Source organism: Mucilaginibacter sp. Bleaf8, assembly GCF_018390515.1.
Lineage (GTDB): Bacteria > Bacteroidota > Bacteroidia > Sphingobacteriales > Sphingobacteriaceae > Mucilaginibacter.
This window is the reverse complement of record NZ_JAHBBK010000002.1, coordinates 453,491-471,925: the sequence shown is the minus strand read 5'-3', so window position 1 is coordinate 471,925 and position 18,435 is coordinate 453,491. Positions and strand designations below refer to the sequence as shown.

Below are 18,435 nucleotides of genomic sequence, written 5' to 3'. Positions count from 1 at the left end.
AAAGTGATGGGTAAGGTGATAAGATTTTAAAATGTTTTAAAATCATCGTAAATTATCCGATCACCGTACCTATTTCATATTGGTGTTGCAAACGGGTATAAGCGTCGTATAATTTATCCACATCCTGACGTATTGCGGAAGTAAACGCACCTACGTTACGGCGCGTAAAGGTGGAAATATCAACTCCTCTTTTTTGCAGAAAATACTTCGATACTACCGGATACACATTGTGCATTACCTCCATGTTTTCAATCAAGAATTGCTGTACATGGTTAACTTGTTCGGTTAGTGATGAATTATTATAATTTTCGCACAACCATACAATCAATTCTGGAAAGTAATTGCCTTGTATGCATGATAAACCTGCCGAACCGGCTTTTAATGATTCAACCGCATGCCCCATATAAGCATCGTACAAGCCAAAATTTGCATTTTGTGTTCCTGCAAGTTTAGCTTTAATCTGCTCAATATCAATGCAGGTATCTTTATGGTAAATAATACGGCCGGTTGCTACAAACCCGGCTAACTGCTGTGGGGATAATAATCTTTTGTAAGGCACCGGACATTCATAAAATCCCAGCGGCACTCCAGGCGTTAAATCAAGCAGCTGTGCCGTACGGTCATTGAACACCTCGTCCGTCTCCGGCTGTTCGGCCAGCAGGCCGGTAATAACGATTACCGCCTGTACGCCTTCATAGTATACCTGCTTTACAAACTCCGCTTGGGTGGCAACAGGCCCGCCAAAGGTACCCGTGGCCACAACCGGAACAGTACCGCGGGCAACATTTACAACGTGTTTGATGATTTGCAACCGTTCGGCATCACTCAGTTCAAACATCTCGCTCGACAAGCAATTGGCAAACAAACCTGCGGCACCTGCATTTAGGTAAAACTCGGTAAGGCGGGTTAGCTGGTCATAGTCAATCTGCCCGTTATCTTTAAAAGGCGTAAGCATTACAGGAATAAAACCTTTTTTAGATGGGTTGATGCTGGTCATAGATATTTGATTTTATTGGCCGTTAAGGTTAGACAGTTTTTGAAGTTAGTTGCACTTCTGATTTATTTTTTTGCCTGAGTTTAGTGAGAATGACCCCGGCAAGGAATATGGTAAGCGTACCTACCACAATAATCATATTTTGATGTAGCGGATTGCGCAACATAGCATACTCCTGGGGTAGCAAGTCAGACAGTGTCATCCATAAGATGACCAGTATACCAATTACCACAGCCAGTATGGCTTCCCGGTTACGTGTTTGCCGGCTAATCATGCCCAGCAAAAACAAACCTAGCATACCTCCGGCAAATATGCCCGATAGCTGCCACCACATATCCAAAACACTTTTCACACCAATCATGGCGATGCCAGCAATTAGTCCGGCTATACCGGCCACTACAGTTGCCGTATGTAAAAGCCATAAAGTTTGCTTGTCGTTCATATCAGGTTTAAAGTAGCGCTTATAAATATCCACTGAAAAGACGGTGGCTGAGGCATTCATGCCTGAACTGATGGTACTCATGGCTGCAGATAGTATAGCCGACACAATTAACCCTACCAAGCCTGCCGGTATTTTGGAAACCATGAAATTTGGCATCACCTTATCGCCGTAATCGGCCGGTGTAAGCTGTGCTGCGGCTTGTGCAATCTGAGCAGTGGTAGCATTCGTCGGTAAATGCTCTGTGGCCGCTTGTTGGCGTATAGCTTCCGTCAATTCGGGGTGTACCTGATAAAAGGCATATAACCCCGAACCGATAACACAAAACAGCAACGATGCAGGCAGGTAAAGTACTACACACAACCAGATGGATTTAACCGCCTGGCGGGACGAGGAAGCGGTATGATACCGCTGCACATAATTTTGGTCCATACCAAAATTATTGAGATTAATAAAGAACCCGTACAACAGCACAACCCAAAAAGTAGGTTCCTTAAAACTCAAAGCAAAGCTGCCAAGGCTAAACTTACTATCATGCAGGCCAATCGCTGTAATCTTGCCTATTCCCCCCGGTACATTTGTAACGATGATATAAATGATTAAAAAAGCGCCTAATGTTTTTACGATCCCCTGTCCTACCTCTGTCCATATCACAGCCTCAATACCACCCAGCACCGTGTAAATGATGATGCATATACCCATGCTGATAATGATCATTTTCATGCTAAAGCCGGTAAGGGCTTGCAGGGTAAGCGCTACGCCAAAAAAGATAGAACCCATACGGGCAAGCTGTGTGAGTAAAAAGCACACCACGGCATAGGTACGTGCCCAAGCACCAAAGCGATGCTCCAGATGCGTGTAGGCTGATATTTGGCCGGTGCTGCGGTAAAATGGCACAAAGTATTTTGATGCTACCCAGGCAGCCAGCGGCATACTGATACTGAACACAAAAGCGCTCCAGTTACCACCAAAAGTTTTTCCCGGTACACCTAAAAACGTATTACTGCTCAAAAAAGTAGCGTAGATGGAAATACCAATTGCCCAGCCCGGAATTTGTCCCGAAGCTTTAGTGAATTGCTCCGCATTTTTATTTTTCCGTGAAAAGTACCAGCCCACCAGTAGCATAGCGCCCAGATACACAACAATCACAGCAAGATCAAGCGTTGGCAGGTTTTTCATCCGGTTAATAAATTGGTTAATTGGCTGCAGAATAATTTGATAACATCATGCACAGAAAAACAAATGTATCGGATGGTAAAGGTTTAAATTTATAATATTTTGGCCTGATCGTGTAGTATCTTATCATTACAGCTACCTGTAAAACGTAAAGGCTCCTACAATGCAGGAGCCTTTCGTAAATTGATATGATATTTTACTTCGCTACGAGAGATATTGTAGTTGCAGGCAATCCTTGCACAGTGGCGGTTAATACAATTTTACCCGGATTTACACTTCCTTGTACAATCGCTAAACACATACCATGAAAAGCCTTGCGCTGATTGGCTTGGAACGGCTCCATACTAACCTGCGAGCCATTATCAACCCCGGCAATTCGGCCGCCTTTCACAGCAAATTTAATCAGGTTATCCGCATCTGGCACCAGGTTGCCATCTTTATCCAGTACCTTTACGGTTACAAAGGAGAGGTCTTTGCCATCGGCTTTGATCTGTGAGCGGTCGGCCACGAGTTCAATTCGTGCCGGTTTGCCAGCGGTGTGTACTTCGCGCGTCAGCACCGTTTTACCTTTTTTACGGGATACAGCTTTGATGGTGCCTGGTTCATATTTTACGCGCCACATTACGTGCAGGTTATCGCCCTCTTTCTTTTTAACACCTAATGATTTGCCGTTCAGGTATAGCTCTACCTCATCCGCATTATTGTAATAGGCCCATACATCTACCGTTTTACCGGGTTGCCAGTTCCAGTGCGGTAAAATATGCAGTACATTTTTGTTTGTCCATTCGCTTTGGTACATATAATAGGCGTCTTTAGGAAAACCAGCCAGATCAACTATACCATAATAGGAACTGCGTGCCGGCCATGCATAGGGTACCGGCTCACCAATATAATCAAACCCCGTCCACACGAACAGCCCCGACAGGTAATCATGCTTTTTGATAATTTTCCAGGTTTCTTCATGCGTGGAACCCCAGTAGGCCGCTACGTTATCATAAGCTGTAACCGCCATTTCGGGGTTACCCTTGGTATATTTTTCTTTCGAACTGGCAGGCCACAAACGCGTAGTATCTGCAGGCTGATCGTAGAAGCCCCGCGTTGCTAATGCCGACATGGTTTCGGCAGCTATAAACTTTTCGCCGGGATAGTTTTTAGGAAAATCAGCATACACTTCCTGGTGGTAATTTAATCCTACCAGATCTAAAGCGCCTGATTGGTAAACAAAATTCTTTTTCGGATTAGCTTCGCTTAATGCTGACGTAACCGGGCGTGTGGGGTCCAGCTTTTTCACTATGTTCACCAACTCACGTCCTATGGTGATACCGGTACTATCGAACTGCTCACGGATCTCGTTACCTATACTCCAAATAAATACCGACGGGTGATTGCGGTCGCGGCGTACCTGATCTTCTAGATCAATTTGATGCCAGGCATCCCAGTATTCGTGGTAATCGTGCTTGCTCTTCTTTTTCTTCCACATATCAAAAGCCTCATCCATCACCAAAAAACCCATTTGATCACACAGGTCCAAAAACTCCGGGGCTGGCGGGTTATGCGATGTTCTGATGGCATTGCAACCCATATTTTTCAGTATTTGCAGCTGGCGCTCCATTGCACGTACATTAACCGCTGCACCCAACGCGCCCAGATCGTGGTGCATACAAACGCCTTTAATTTTCATGCGTTCGCCGTTTAATAAGAACCCTTGTTGCGGGTCAAAGTTAAAAGTTCGGATACCTGTATTGACAATATAAGTATCTAACACTTTTTCGCCCGACAATAGCTGCAACTCAACTTTATACAAATCAGGGTGATTTACAGACCATAACTTCGGTTGAGGCACACTCAAACCTTGTTCTGCAAAACGCACCAATGTATCATCCGAACTTTGTACCGCTGATATTTGAGAAGCCACCAGCTTACGCTGATTATCGTAAACAAGTGTTTTGAGTTTCAAGTTTGCAGCTCCCGGCACAACGGTAGTCTGCACATGTATAGTTGCTGATTTTGCATCAACCTTCGGTGTGCTAACAAATGTGCCGCCATAAGTAAAATAGGCTTTGCCGGTGGTAACCAGCCAAACATTCCGATAAATGCCCGACCCTGTATACCAACGCGAGTTGGGTTGCCCGGAATTATCAACTTTAACAGCTATTACATTTTTAGCGGCACCATACTTCAGATAAGGTGTTAAATCATATCGAAACGAGATATAACCATTGGGCCTTTTGCCCAGGTAGCGCCCGTTAATCCAAACCTCGCTGTTACGGTGCACACCGTCAAAATCAATGAATACTTTTTGCCCTTTTGCCGAGGCAGGTAAATTAAACGTTTTCCGGTACCAGCCAATACCCGTCGGCAAGCCACCCTCAGCCTGGGTAGATGTGCTCTTCCCGTCAAAGGCGCCTTCGATACTCCAGTCGTGCGGTAAGTTAAGTTGTCGCCAGTGGCTGTCATTATAGTTAGCCTGACTGGCCAATGTGTCGTTACCCAAATAAAAACGCCAGCCAGCATTAAAGCTTTCAATTTTACGACCTACTTGTTGTGCCTGCGCACTAAGTACAGTTATAAAGAAAATTATAATTGAAAGATATCTTAACCGCATAGCTGCTTTTCTATAATGAAATACTTTACTCTTTTTAATACTAGGTTCACCACCGTTATTTCTTCTTTTTAGATGGCGGCGGTTCAACAAAGCTTACTGAGCTTTTGCCCAAATCTTTAGAGGTAGCTACCGCAATACCACGCTGATCGGCTTTGTTTACCGCACAATAAAAATGGTAGACTACGCCTTTATATTTAACCACGAATGATTTATGCGCAAACATGTTATCATAAGGTTCGGAAGGCTCAACTAAATTTTCGCCGTTCCACTCCGTCCAGTTTACCAAGTCGTATGAGCAGGCAAAACGGTTAAAGGCCCCGCCCCTGTCTTTCCAGAAAGCACCAAAGTAAAACATCACCCACAGGTCGCCCATTTTTTGCAGATACGGATCGCCGGTTATACCTACATGATGATTTAGTATCGGATCTTTTTTATAGCGTATCCAATTTACCATATCGTTAGATACGGCCATACCAATACGCTCCGCACCGCGCTTTTTGTTCACACTGTCGCCATTGGCATTATAATACATTATGAACGGATAGCCGGTTAACCGGGCTCTGTCTTCAATCACGGTTTCTTTATACAAGGTATGATTTTCCCACCACCGAACGTTGCTATCGGTAGCCATTAAAACAGGATGATTCAATCGCTGCCACTCGTGCGCCGTAGCCGGATCTTTTTGGGTATAAGCCATGCCAATAGATAACAGACCCTTCTCATACCCCCTTTGCTGCCCACCAAAGTACGACATCCAATATTTATCCTGGAATTTATTTAACTGATAGTTGCCACCCCACTTGGTATCCTGCAATGCTACATACCCTGCCTTTTGATTGTTATCCCAATCCGTAGTATCCGAAAATGACAGGATACGCCCTTTGGTTTCCCAATGCAACAAGTCTTTGCTTTGCGCCAGCCAGGTTTCATAGCCCCTGCCGGTAAAGGTAAGGTAAGTCATGATCCATTGGTTGCCTTTACGGAACACGCTTGGGCAGTCCAGCTTTTTGCTGTTATCTGCAGGCACCATTACCAGTCCGTATTTATAAGGCGTTTTAATTTTCTGGTATACATCCTGCATCACCTTTTCGGGTACCGTTGTTATGGACGATTGCGCCAGCGCACTCGCACCTAACAGCAGGGCTGCCAGTAACAGGTGTATATATTTTGTTCCTTGCATATGTCTTATCATAATTGTTGTGCGCTGAAATGGTAATATCCCGATCCAACCTGAATTAATGCCTTGCCATTTTTATAACCTAAGTATTTTATACTTTTAGCCAGACTAAGCGGCTTGTTCGCTTCCTTAATTTTGGCCGACTGGCTTACAGGCAGATAAACCGTTGCCATAGTACCAACAGGAATCTGTACATCAAGATCAAAACTACTATCATCCTGTATTTTCCATTTAGTGCTGAGTGTACCGTAAGGCGTTTGGGTAGTAGCTTCGGCATGGGTAACATCGCCAACTGGTTCGGGCCTTATCTCAACACGATTGTAAGCTACAGCATCAGGAGCCGGACGAATACCGGCCAGGCCGCTAAAAAACCACTCCATAATATGCCCCAGCATAAAATGGTTATTGGACACACCACCCAAGGCCTGCCAGGATTCGGTTAACGCCGTTGCACCTTTGGCCAGCTGGTAACCATAGCCCGGCACGTCGGACCGGTTGTTCATGTCAAATATCACATCCGACCGACCCTCATCATCCAAAACGCGCAGCAGATACCGATAACCAATATCGCCAGCGGTAAGGCTATTGTTGCGGTTGCGAATATCCTGAACCAGGTTAACCAATACGGCTGCTTTGTATTGCAGCTCCACTAGCCCAGCGTATAAAGCCATGGCGTTGGCGGTTTGGCTGCCGGTACCATATTGCTTAGTAGCCATGTTAAAGAAAGCCGCATTAAAAGCCTGCTTTACCTGCTGTGCCTGCTTGTGGTATTGCGTAGCATCATCTGGCTTGCCTAAAACAGTTGCTACCTTGGCGGCTATATTTAAATCATAATAGTAAATAGCCGTAGCTGTAATTCCTTTAGGGGTGTTTTGTGATAAGCCGGGTGGTTTGGGGCCGATGTCATACCAATCGCCTAAGCCCTGGTCAAGGATGTGGTTATCTGCCTTGCCAGCCAAATAATCCAAGTAGCGCTGCATCATACTGTAGCTATCTACCAGCAATTGCTTATCGCCATACCATTGGTATATGTACCACGGATAGATTACGGCATTACTTCCCCACTCCGGCGAATCACGGAAAGGTTCGCCAAATTGGGTAAACTCAGGTGCTATCTCGGGCACCAGGCCTTCAGCAGTTTGCGCCACGCGCATATCGCTGATGCACTTGCGGCTTAAGTTGGCAATATCATAACTGTAATGGATGGAACTGCCTACCAAATGCGCTTCTTCCAGCCAGCCTAACTTTTCGCGGTGCGGGCAATCTGTAAACACGCTGGCCATATTGCTTTTCACGGCCCAGTCTATCAGCGTATAAGTTTTGTTGAACAATTCATTAGAACAGGCAAAGCTCCCGATAACCGGTGCAGCATTACGGGTATGCAATCCTTTTACACCTATAATCAGCGGTGAATTTTGCGGGTTATCCTTCCCCTGCGGCACGCCGCCCTCTAACTGTACGTACCTGAAACCGTAATAGGTAAAACGCGGCTGCCATGTTTCGGCACCGCCACCTTTAAGTACGTAGGCAAAGTAATACGGACCGCCCGAGCCTTTTTGATTGGCAGAACCATCGGCATTGATCAGTTCGGCCGGATAAATTTTTACGGTATCGCCTTTTTTGCCCTTCACCGTAATTTGCGGTATACCCGATGCATTCTGCCCCAAATCAAAAACCCACTTACCGGGAGCTACCTGGGTAATTTTTTGCGGACTAAAGCTTTCGAAAATCTTTAACGGTTCGGCCAGTTGGGCATTCAGCTGCGGAGAGCCATCTACCAGCATGGCGCTTTTCCACTTGGTATCATCAAAACCGGGCTTATTCCAGCCGTCTTGTTCTATATTAGCATTGTAATCTTCGCCGCCGTAAATGCTGGTAAACGTAATTGGCCCCGGTGCCGTTTTCCAGCTGGCATCACTTACTACGTTATCTACAGAGCCGTCTTTATACTCAGTTACTAAACGGCATATCATTTTAGGATACCCATAAGCGCCGGTAAGCTTGCGATAGCGCTTATCGCGCGGGATGTAATAAAATCCGTTGCCCAGCGTTACACCGATGGTATTACTGCCCTGCTTTAAATGCGCTGTTACATCAAAAGGCACATACAACGCCTGCTTATCATAGTTGGTCCACCCCGGATCCAGAAAGTGATCGCCCACCTTATTACCGTTCATGCTCAACTCAAAGTGGCCAAGACCACATATATAAAGAGTAGCTTTTTTGACGGGTTTATTTACCTTAAAGTCTTTTCTTAAAAGCGGCAATACATCGTTAGCCAAGCCCAGCTTTTTAGGACCACGGCCATGCAGCAACGGCACAATGCGTGACGTATCAGGCAGTTTGTCATAGGCTATCCAACGGGCATTTTTCCAGTCGGCTGGTGTAAGCAGGCCCATTTGCCATTTTGCCGGCGTACTCCATGCAGTAACATGATTTTGGTTATCCCAAACCTTTAACTTCCAGTAATAGGTTTTATTGCTTTGTAACGGCTTACCGTGATAAGCTATTTGAATAGACGCTACAGAACTTACTTTTTTTGAATCCCAAACATTGCCTGCGTTTTTATTCAATAAAGCAGCATCGTCGGCAACGAGTATATGATATGCGGTTTGCTTCACATTACGGCCAGTACTTTCCGATATCCAGCTTAAATGCGGCACGGCAGATTCTATCCCTAAAGGATTGTTTTTGTACTCACATTTTAATGCACTTACTTTCAGGTCTTGTGCAAAAACCTGAAAAGGCAATAAAAACAATACTATATAAAAACTTTTAAACATTTTTATTTTCCAATACAAATACCTGTCACTGCATTTCTACACCTGATATACTCAATCCTTCTGCATTTTTGGCTGAAATGATAAGCCGATAGTTACCTGCATTGATGCTGGTACCTGTTGTTGTTGCTATTGTACCTGATTTGCCTTTAGCTACAGGTTTAAATTGCAGGACTTCAGTTTTCATAACCGTGCCATCAGCCGCCTGTAGTTCCATTTTACCGGTAAATGTGTTACCGGTTTGATTATAGTACTTAATGCGCAGGGCATACAAATCGCCCACACCGGGCGTAATGGTAAATATAGCGTCACCGGCTGACGCATTGGTAAAGCGAAGCACTTGCCTGCTATTTAAGGTATCAGGCACAGCGCTACCCTGAGCCACAGCCTGATCGGCCTTATAGCTCACCGATTGCCGCAGATCGGTAGCAGGCTCCAATGTTACTGCGGGCAATACGGCTACCATATAGGTACCGGTGCCTAATGTCACGGTTTCACCCTTTTTTAAAGTTTTGCGGTAGAGAGATAATCGGGCGGCATTATCAGCATCGGATTGTATAGTTAGTCCGGTTACTTCATAATCGTTCAGCCATATTTCTTTTTTATCTGTGGCAACGTACACGCTACCATCATTACCCATATTAAACTGCACAGCAGATTTTGCACCTCTGGTAGTTTGTATCCAATTGGCCCCATATAAGGCCGATGGTAATTGATTGATTACCGATTTCTGGTCATCTGCAAATAGCTTATCACCAATATCCAGCCAGCTTTTCAGCAACCATGTTTGCGGTGCTTTGAGGTTTTGGATGATACCATTTGCTGCTTTAGACGGTATTGCTTTTTGATTACGTGTACTGATGGCAATAGCTGAAATAATGGCCTCGCCAGCCGCAACCTGCGGAAACGATATGGTCAAACGCCCACCAGTTACATGGGCTGTTACCGTTTTTTTGAGTGCGGTATTTACGCCGGTCTCTTTCCATATATCGAGGTTACGAATAACGGTTTGCTTGTTGATCGTTACATCAAACAACCGCCAGCCTGTACAATTCAGGCCACCGCCTATTCCATACCAGGGCTCGGTAAAAAATAGCTCCACCTGATAATCGCCATCAGGCACCGGGAAAGTGTATTGCAGCTTTTCCATACCATACCTAAAGGTTTGGAACAGCGAGCCATCCTGAGTGCCTTTAATCACATCGAAAGTACGCTGCTGACTGGCAAAAAAAGCTGGCATACCGGGATAATCATCCGTCCATGAGCGGGAGCCCCAGGTGTTGGCAGCGGTTTGGTGAACATCAGCCTGCCATAAGTTACCGTTGGTATCTTTATATGCTGGGCCGCCGCAATTTACCCGGTACATATAATTGTATCCGGCTACCGGTTTAAGTAAATCGCTTACCTTGCCGGTTAATTGAGCTACATTCGGCGCTGCTGGCAAGTGTTTCAATACAACGTAATCTTGTGAAACGGCTTTACCGTTTACATAGCCAACCGCATAAAGTACATTATACTTAATATTCACACCGTCCCACTGAAAGTGCGTGCCGATGCCCTGTTTTTTCTTTTTACCGAGCGAAATCGTTTTCACATCATTAAACAACTCCACTTCATCACAGTTGGAGTAAACGGTGATGCTGTCTTTGATACCGGGCTTAATCCAGCGGTTGGGCCAGGTGTGCGATACGATGTAAACCATCGGTTCTTTATCCTTAGGTGCATAATTGGCCCTGAACATATAAAATACATCCAGCGGCTGGCCCCATGGGGTAAATAACCCTTTGTAATTAACAGGCCCCACCCTATCCAACTCCCGCAAACCCTCGCCGCCTTGTATACGGCCGGGGTTTTCATGAGAGTAGAGCAACCAATGGAATTGCCCTGCTGCTTTATCTTTCGCAGCTTCGGCAAGGCGCACTTTGGTTTCCATCAATTGCGTCATGCGGTCTTCGCTTAGCGGGCCAACTGCCGTAAACGGACCTTCGGTATGCAGCTCCAGGCTGCGCCATGCGCCGTATTCGCCTATCAGAATCTGCTTTTGCAAATCTTCGGCATAAGTGAGCGGGTTACCACCATAGGTGCCGGTCCAGTTTTGCGGCACATTCCAATCGGTACCCTTGCCACCATTACAGGTGGTTACCTTGCGCTGTGAGGATGCCGTAGGATCCAGTTTGCGAATTAGTTCGGTGCACTCACGGGCAAAATCCTCCGGCAACTTGCTTTCATTCTCAAGTCCCCATAAAACTGCCGACGGACTGTTACGCCGTTCTTTTACCCATTCCACTATCAACACTTTATAATTTTCCCTAAACTCGGGGGTATTACACCAGATGTGTGCCGAGAACTGCGGCCACCAAAGCAGCCCCTGCTCATCCCAGTACTTTTGATATTCCAAATTATGCGGCTGATGCGCATCACGGAAAGCATTGAAACCAGCTGCACGGGTTTGTTGTACACGGGCTTTTATTTCCTGGCTGGTAAACGCATGGCTGCGCCCCATCAGGTGCTCATACTCACCTATACCGTTTATAAATACCGGCTTACCGTTCAGGTAAAAACGGTTATCGCCGTTATTACGACCAATGGGCCAGCTTATCCAACGAATGCCGTAAGGTGTTTTTATCTCATCTATCACCTTACCGTTTTGCATCACTTGCGTGTGTAAGGTATAGAGGTACGGATTTTCGAGCGACCACAAATGCACATTGCCATTCAGGCTGATGTTTTGCTTGGCAATGTAAGTGCTGCCAGCCTTAACCTGCTGTATTTGCTTAGCAATCTGTACGGTTATCCCTTTGGCATCTAACAGTTTGTTGATGATAGTAACAGACTTAGGCTGACTGCCATAATTTTTGATCTCTGTTTCTAGATTCAATTGGGCCGATCTTTCAGACACGGTGGTGTCATTCCAGATGTGTATGCCGAATGGTTGAACCCGCACTGCATCAGTTATCACCAAATGCACCGGCCTGTAAATACCCATCGGCTGTGACCCTTCCGAGAAACCGGTTTCGTCTGAGCAGCCGCCACATACCCAGGGCAGATTTGTAATACTAGCCGGATGATCGGCACGAACGCAAAGCAGGTTATTACCATTAAGGCGAATGGCATTGGTTACATCTAAAGTGAATGAGGTACGACCACCGGCATGGTAACCCACTTTTTTGCCATTAAGCCAAACGGTGGCATATGAACTAACGCCTTCGAACCACAAAAAGTAACGCTTATTGGCGCCCGCGTATTTAGCATTGAACGATTTACGATACCAGGCATAGCCATGCCGGTTGCCATGTTTTAGCCTGCGGTACCCCTCGTACGTATCCCAGTTGTGCGGCACGGTTACGCTATTCCAGGCCCGGTCGTTAAAACTATTCTGCTCAAAACCAGCATATGCATTAGGATTAGTGTCATCTGCAACGGATTGCCAGCCGGTGTTTAAGGCTATATCCTGACGCAACTGTGCGAAACCTGTGGCAGAAACCATTAAAAGCATTATCAAAAACAGCAACCTGCTGGGATAATGCTTAATAAAATCTATATCTCCGGTTAGTACCTTCATTAGCCTTTAATCAGTTTCAAATCGGCATTCAGTTTGTAGGTTTGCCCTTTTTGTGTAAACATGCTGATGGTCTTGTCTTTATACTTAACTGTACATACCTTGCCTACGGTTGAGGTAATAGCTACCTGCTGTAACTGTCCGTCTTTCCAGCTAAAGTTCAGCACAAAGCCTCCCCGTGCACAAATACCTTTTACCTCGCCATTTGGCAGGGCTGATGGTAGTGCAGGCAGTAGTTCCAAATTGCCGGACTGGCTTTGTAGCAGCATTTCGGCAATACCAGCGGCACCGCCAAAGTTGCCATCAATTTGAAACGGTGGGTGTGCATCGAATAAATTATGATATACACCGCCTTTTTCATGATTTGGTACAGCGTCTGCCGGTGAGAGTAGCTTGGTAAGCATCAGATAGGCATGATCACCCTGGCGCATACGGGCCCAAATGTTTACTTTCCAGGCAATGCTCCAGCCCGTACCCTCATCGCCACGATACAGCATCGACTTTTCGGCAGCCTTCATCAGCTCTGGTGTGTTCGAACCAATCTCCGTTCCCGGATAAACGCCCCACATATGCGACACATGGCGATGTGTATCCGTGCTATCGTCCTTATCCTGCAGCCACTCCTGCAACTGGCCGAACTTACCAATCTGGTTTGGTGCTATCTGCCTGTATTTAGTTTGTATAGTGCGACTGAACGCCTCATCAACCCCTAAAATTTTAGCGGCGGCTACATAGTTCTTGAACAAGTCGCGGATAATCTGGTGATCCATAGTTGGGCCGGCTACCAAGCCGCCATGCTCGGGCGAGTTGGATGGTGTGCTGATCAGATAACCTGTTTTTGGATCTGTAATCAGAAAAGCGTTAAAAAACGCAGCCGCACTTTTCATGGCCGGATAAGCCTGGTTCTTTAAAAACTCTTTATCCTGCGTAAATTCATAATGCTCCCACAAATGATGGCACAACCAGGCAGCACCGGTTACCCAAATACCGTGATTAGCCGCGTTTACCGGCGCCGTTCCACGCCACACATCGGTATTATGATGCAGCACCCAGCCAGGAGCACCATAGTGAGCACGCGCCGTAAGACTACCCGTTTGCTGCAAATCATTAATCACCTTAAACAACGGTGTATTACATGCCGATAAATTGAGCATTTCGGCAGGCCAGTAATTCATCTCCAGATTGATGTTTGTTGTGAATTTACTCCCCCAGGGCGGTGTCAGTAAATCGTTCCACAAGCCTTGCAGGTTGGCAGGGCCGCCACCCGGCCGTGATGAGGAGATAAGCAGATACCGCGCATACTGCATATACAAGGTAATTAGCGACGGATCATCAATGCTGTTGAACTTTAAAATTCTTTGATCGGTAGGTAATGCGCCGTTTTTACCTTCAAAAAGATTAATAGAAAAGGTATTAAAATACCGCTGATAATCGGCCACGTGAACAGCTTTGATGCCTGAATACGTCTTCGCTCCCAAATTTTGCATGGCTTGCCTGCAAATCGCTTCGGGATTGCCCGATACATCTTTATAAGATTTGAAACTGGTAGCCGCTGCTAAATAAAACGTTGCCTCGTTAGCACCGTTAACGGTTATTCCGTCTGCGGAGGTAGTTACACTACCGCCTTTAGTTTGCACGGTGAGATAACTAACGCCTTTTAATACGCCGTTACGTACCTGTAATGACAGAGCCAGTGTGTGATCATTAACCTTACGTACCGACATATTTTTGTGCAGTGTACTTAGCAAGGCCGTTAGTGAAACTTTACAGGGTTGGCTGGCGGTTAAATGCATGGCAACTACCTTATCGGTTGCGCTTGCAAAATACTCACGGGTATAAGTAACACCATTGGCAATGTACGATACATGGGCGGTAGCATTCGTAATATCCAGATCGCGTTTATAGTTGGTAACGGTACCTTGCTTTGAAAACTGCAGCAACACATCACCAAATGGCTGATAATCGGCATTGTAACGTGGGTACGCCGGTGGGTTAAAGTCCTGTATCCAGTATTTCCATGCGCCACTTAACTTAATCCCATTTTCCGGGCTTTCGCCCTCGGGATAAATAACCATTTCTTTAGCTGCACTGGTCAGACCGCCTTTATCCCAGTAATTGAATACTTGTATGGCAATATAATTTTCGCCCTGATGAAGCCCTTTGGCAGGAATGGTATATTTACGGTAATTGGTACCATCGGTAGTTCCAACCTGTTGGCCGTTTACATAAGTAAAATCCATGTCACGGATACGACCCAAACTTAACACCAGGCTTTTACCCATCCAGGAAGCTGGCAAACTGAAACTTTTACGAAACCATACGGCCCCGTCCAGCCCCTCAAAGCCAGGCGTAGTTTCCCATCCTTTTTCTGTTGGCAGGTTGATAGCTTTCCAATTAGCATCTTTAAAATCAGCCGACTTGGCATCAGTTTTATTATGCACCTGTTTAAACCAGGTTACCTTCTGCGCATTATAAGTATCTTCGTTATCCTTTTTACCCATAAAATGAGCTTCGGCCAATGAGTCGGCTTCTTTCTGCTTGCCCTGGAACAGCAATTGCCGGATGGGTTGCAGATATTGCGCGGCTCTCTCCCGGTGATAGGCACGCGGACGACCAGTCCACAGCGTTTGCTCATTAAACTGAATACGCTCGGTATCAATACCACCATAAATCATAGCCCCCATTCGGCCGTTGCCAATAGGCAGGGCATCAGTCCACTTTTGCGAGGGCTGGTTATACCACAGCTTAAGGTTTGGATGTTGTGCCAACGTATGCCAGGAAGTAAATAATAGGGCGATAACGGCTAAACCCAATTTAGCGCTACTGCTACTTCCCTGAACTCTATTTTTAAACCAATTGAGCATCACCAATCTAATTGAATAACCAACGTAAATCTTTGATATTACCAGAAGTGCTTAAACCTGCATCATAAACCGGTACGGACTGGTTGTCATCAATGATGCCCAGCACCAGGCAAGCGCCCTTTCCCAAACTTAGGGTATTGGTACCGGCTTTGAAAGTGTAGGTGTGTATATTAACCGGCGGCAAGTCTGGCATTAAAACAGCATTGGCTATCTTACTATCCGCCTGACCAAAATCATTAGCGCTTGCATCGGTTTCGAGCTGCGGCGGCTGTAGGTATTGGGGTGCAGTTTCGTTAAAGAAACCCACCAATACCTTTACCGGGCGACTGTTATTGAATTTAATAGTTGTGCCTTCTTTTAGCTGCTTGGCTTTAGAAAGCTTTATACCCTTCAAACCGGTTAGTTCTTTGCCAAAGTCCTGGATGGCAACTGCTGTGTCGGCAAAGGGTTGCGCACCGGCGCTCCAGTTGTAAAAGCCGTCAGCTCCGCTGATTACTTTTACATCGGCGTTGGTAAAGTGTATTTTCTGCGCCTGTTTAGCCCGTGCTTCAGGCGACTTGAGCGAATCGATGTTCTTTTTAAAATTGTTCAGTTCCTGTTGGTAAACCGGCAGTAGCTCTACCCATGTTTTCATGGTAGCTTCGTGGCCACGCATGGGTATTTTGCGCTGCTTGGTTTGCATACTATTTGCATACAGGTAGCTATCTTTGGTCAGATTAACCAACTGCTTAAAGTAAGCCAAACTGCTCTCCATCTCGGGCACGGCTTTTTCCAAATCCGCAATATCATTTGAATACTTGTAGCGAAGAATATGTACTGCCCCTCTTATCTTAGCTGCATAGCTATTGGCCATAGCATTATAGCAATACATATCATTTTTAAGGCGGTTAAATTCATCCTGGTTTCGGGTTACGCCCGGTGCAGCAGCATTGATAGCTGCCACAGCTTTTTTACCATATACGGGCACATCAGTGGCTACTTGTACAGGCGTTTCGCCAACGTGAGGCTGGTGTTTCCATTCTTTTTCGGCATACTCACTTAATATCTCTCCCTCGGGTGCTTCTGAATTGTACAACAAACTGAATAAACCGAACTTTTCGGGATTAACGAACTGGCTCATCAGCATACCTAACGTCATGGTTTGACGGTTACCGTCGGTAATGCCTACCCTGCGCAATATCTGCGGAGAAATTTCACCGGCCTGCTCATAAGCTTCCAGTATGGCTTTGCCCTGCTGTGCAGTGCAGCCATAGCGTGCTGCAAGTTGCTGACCCCAGTAATTGATTTCACTGTTTCGGTCGCGGTGGCAGTTCCAGGCATAGCGCGACCATTCCTTGTACCAAATCCAATCGCGGTCTAACTGGTATAGCCGCTTACCTGCATTATCTGCCGAGTATGGCCAGTCCCAGTAAGATGCCTGCGGGTACAGGTGCAAGCCATTGGCCTCGTACACATTATGCATAGCCTGCACACATTTCTGTATAAAATCGGCCGATCCATAACGAAATGGCTCAAGGTTAGCCAGAATGTGCACGTTTTCGATCTGGACGGTACCAATGCGGCTTAAGGTGCGATGCAGATCAGCCCAGGGGCCGCGTGGTGTATAGGTGGTTAATGCTTCGCCATTGTACTTAGCTTCGGTATATAAGTTTTTGTACAGGGGCAGCGCATGTTTCATTACCGTAGGCGCATCGGTATCATGTCCGCGCAATACAATAGGCGGCTCATCTGTACGGCCTAATGCTTTTAAGCCATCCTTCACACCGGGAATGATAGTTTTGGTAAACCAGTCAATGTCATCCTGCCCCACCCCTTCCATTGCTTCACCGAGTGTAATCAGCAAACCAACGTTGGGGTATTTTTGTACAAAGGCGGCGATGGATTTACGTGTGTAATCGGCAATTACCGGAATAATGGGACGGTTGCGATCTTGCGTGGCCAGATTATGCTTCTCGGCAAAAGGCTTGGATACGATGATATTGTAGAACCCCTGAACCAGCCAGATACCTCGTCTATCAGCCTCCTGAGCTAAAAAGCGGTAAATCTCTTCGTTTTTTTTGAAGGTGGCATCATCCACCTCAACCGCGTACGGGTAATCTTTTACTTTAACCAATGAGGCAAACGGGTGACCGTTCCATAAGTAAAGGGAGTTCATGCGGTTTTGAGCCAGGGAGTCCAGGCAACGGATCCATAAGGCTTTGTCATAAAACCATGGAAAAGTTTGGGGCGTGTACGGGTACTCATAGGTACCACGGCCAGGCAACAAATAGGGCTTTTGCAAACCAATGCAGGCACCGCGCATTACCATTTCGGGCTGATCGGTAACGCTGATATTTGTTGGCAACTTACCAGTAGCCTGCAAACTGTCAATAAGTTCCAGGCAGCCATATAACGCACCGGAGTTATCTGCACCAGCAATAACAATTTTGTTTTTTGCCGACTGTATGGTAAACCCCTCTTTGCCGGGCTGCTTGGTTATATTATTTTGGATTTTTAATAAACTGCTTTTGATGATGGCGTCTGATAACGTACCTATTAAAATGGAACTTTTAGTACCACCACCCGCCTGCCTGGTTGAAATACTTACTGTATAGCCACGCTTTTTGAGTGCAACAGCCAGTTGGCTGGCACCATACTTTATACGGGCATGGCTTGATGAGGATAGTACAATGTTTACCTGCGTTCCGTTTACGGAATTTGCCCATGTATGGGCAATAGGTATACATAAAAGCAACAGGCACAGTATAAGCCAGCCTTTGGTAGATTTAGCCATATAAGATTATTCATGACCTCAATCATTCATCCGGCTTTTGTAAATGCAGGTATACATCTTTAAAGAAG

Annotated in this window: 8 protein-coding genes; all 8 read right to left on the bottom strand. The window is 46.0% G+C overall.

What is annotated here, in order from left to right; genetic code table 11:
- Window positions 1-52 precede the first annotated feature (52 nt).
- The 8 genes from KHS38_RS10795 to KHS38_RS10760 all read right to left on the bottom strand — a co-directional run bounded on the left by KHS38_RS10795 (window position 53) and on the right by KHS38_RS10760 (window position 18,367).
- Window positions 53-997 carry a dihydrodipicolinate synthase family protein gene (locus KHS38_RS10795; RefSeq protein WP_249665362.1) on the bottom strand — a complete coding sequence of 315 codons (945 nt, stop codon included), beginning with the start codon at window positions 995-997 and terminating at the stop codon, window positions 53-55.
- A 28-nt stretch (window positions 998-1,025) separates the two neighbouring features.
- On the bottom strand, window positions 1,026-2,612 hold the full coding sequence (locus KHS38_RS10790; RefSeq protein WP_213488567.1) for a sodium:solute symporter family protein: 1,587 nt from the start codon (window positions 2,610-2,612) through the stop codon (window positions 1,026-1,028).
- A 193-nt stretch (window positions 2,613-2,805) separates the two neighbouring features.
- Entirely contained in the window at window positions 2,806-5,214 is a 2,409-nt protein-coding gene (galB, locus tag KHS38_RS10785; protein WP_213488566.1) for a beta-galactosidase GalB, read from the bottom strand.
- Between the two features lie 55 nt (window positions 5,215-5,269).
- Window positions 5,270-6,394 carry a glycoside hydrolase family protein gene (locus KHS38_RS10780; RefSeq protein WP_213488565.1) on the bottom strand — a complete coding sequence of 375 codons (1,125 nt, stop codon included), beginning with the start codon at window positions 6,392-6,394 and terminating at the stop codon, window positions 5,270-5,272.
- Between the two features lie 8 nt (window positions 6,395-6,402).
- A complete protein-coding gene (locus KHS38_RS10775) occupies window positions 6,403-9,174 on the bottom strand; it encodes a family 78 glycoside hydrolase catalytic domain (protein ID WP_213488564.1) in 2,772 nt (923 codons plus the stop codon).
- A gap of 25 nt (window positions 9,175-9,199) precedes the next feature.
- A complete protein-coding gene (locus KHS38_RS10770; protein WP_213488563.1) occupies window positions 9,200-12,733 on the bottom strand; it encodes a malectin domain-containing carbohydrate-binding protein in 3,534 nt (1,177 codons plus the stop codon).
- Window positions 12,733-15,498, bottom strand: coding sequence for a glycoside hydrolase family 95 protein (locus KHS38_RS10765; protein WP_249665361.1), 2,766 nt, complete (start codon window positions 15,496-15,498; stop codon window positions 12,733-12,735). Before KHS38_RS10765 ends, KHS38_RS10770 begins: the two co-directional genes overlap by 1 nt.
- Before the next feature lie 103 nt (window positions 15,499-15,601).
- The gene (locus KHS38_RS10760) at window positions 15,602-18,367 is read right to left on the bottom strand and encodes an alpha-d-galacturonidase (RefSeq protein WP_213488561.1); all 2,766 of its coding nucleotides are present in this window, start codon (window positions 18,365-18,367) and stop codon (window positions 15,602-15,604) included.
- Window positions 18,368-18,435 lie beyond the last annotated feature (68 nt).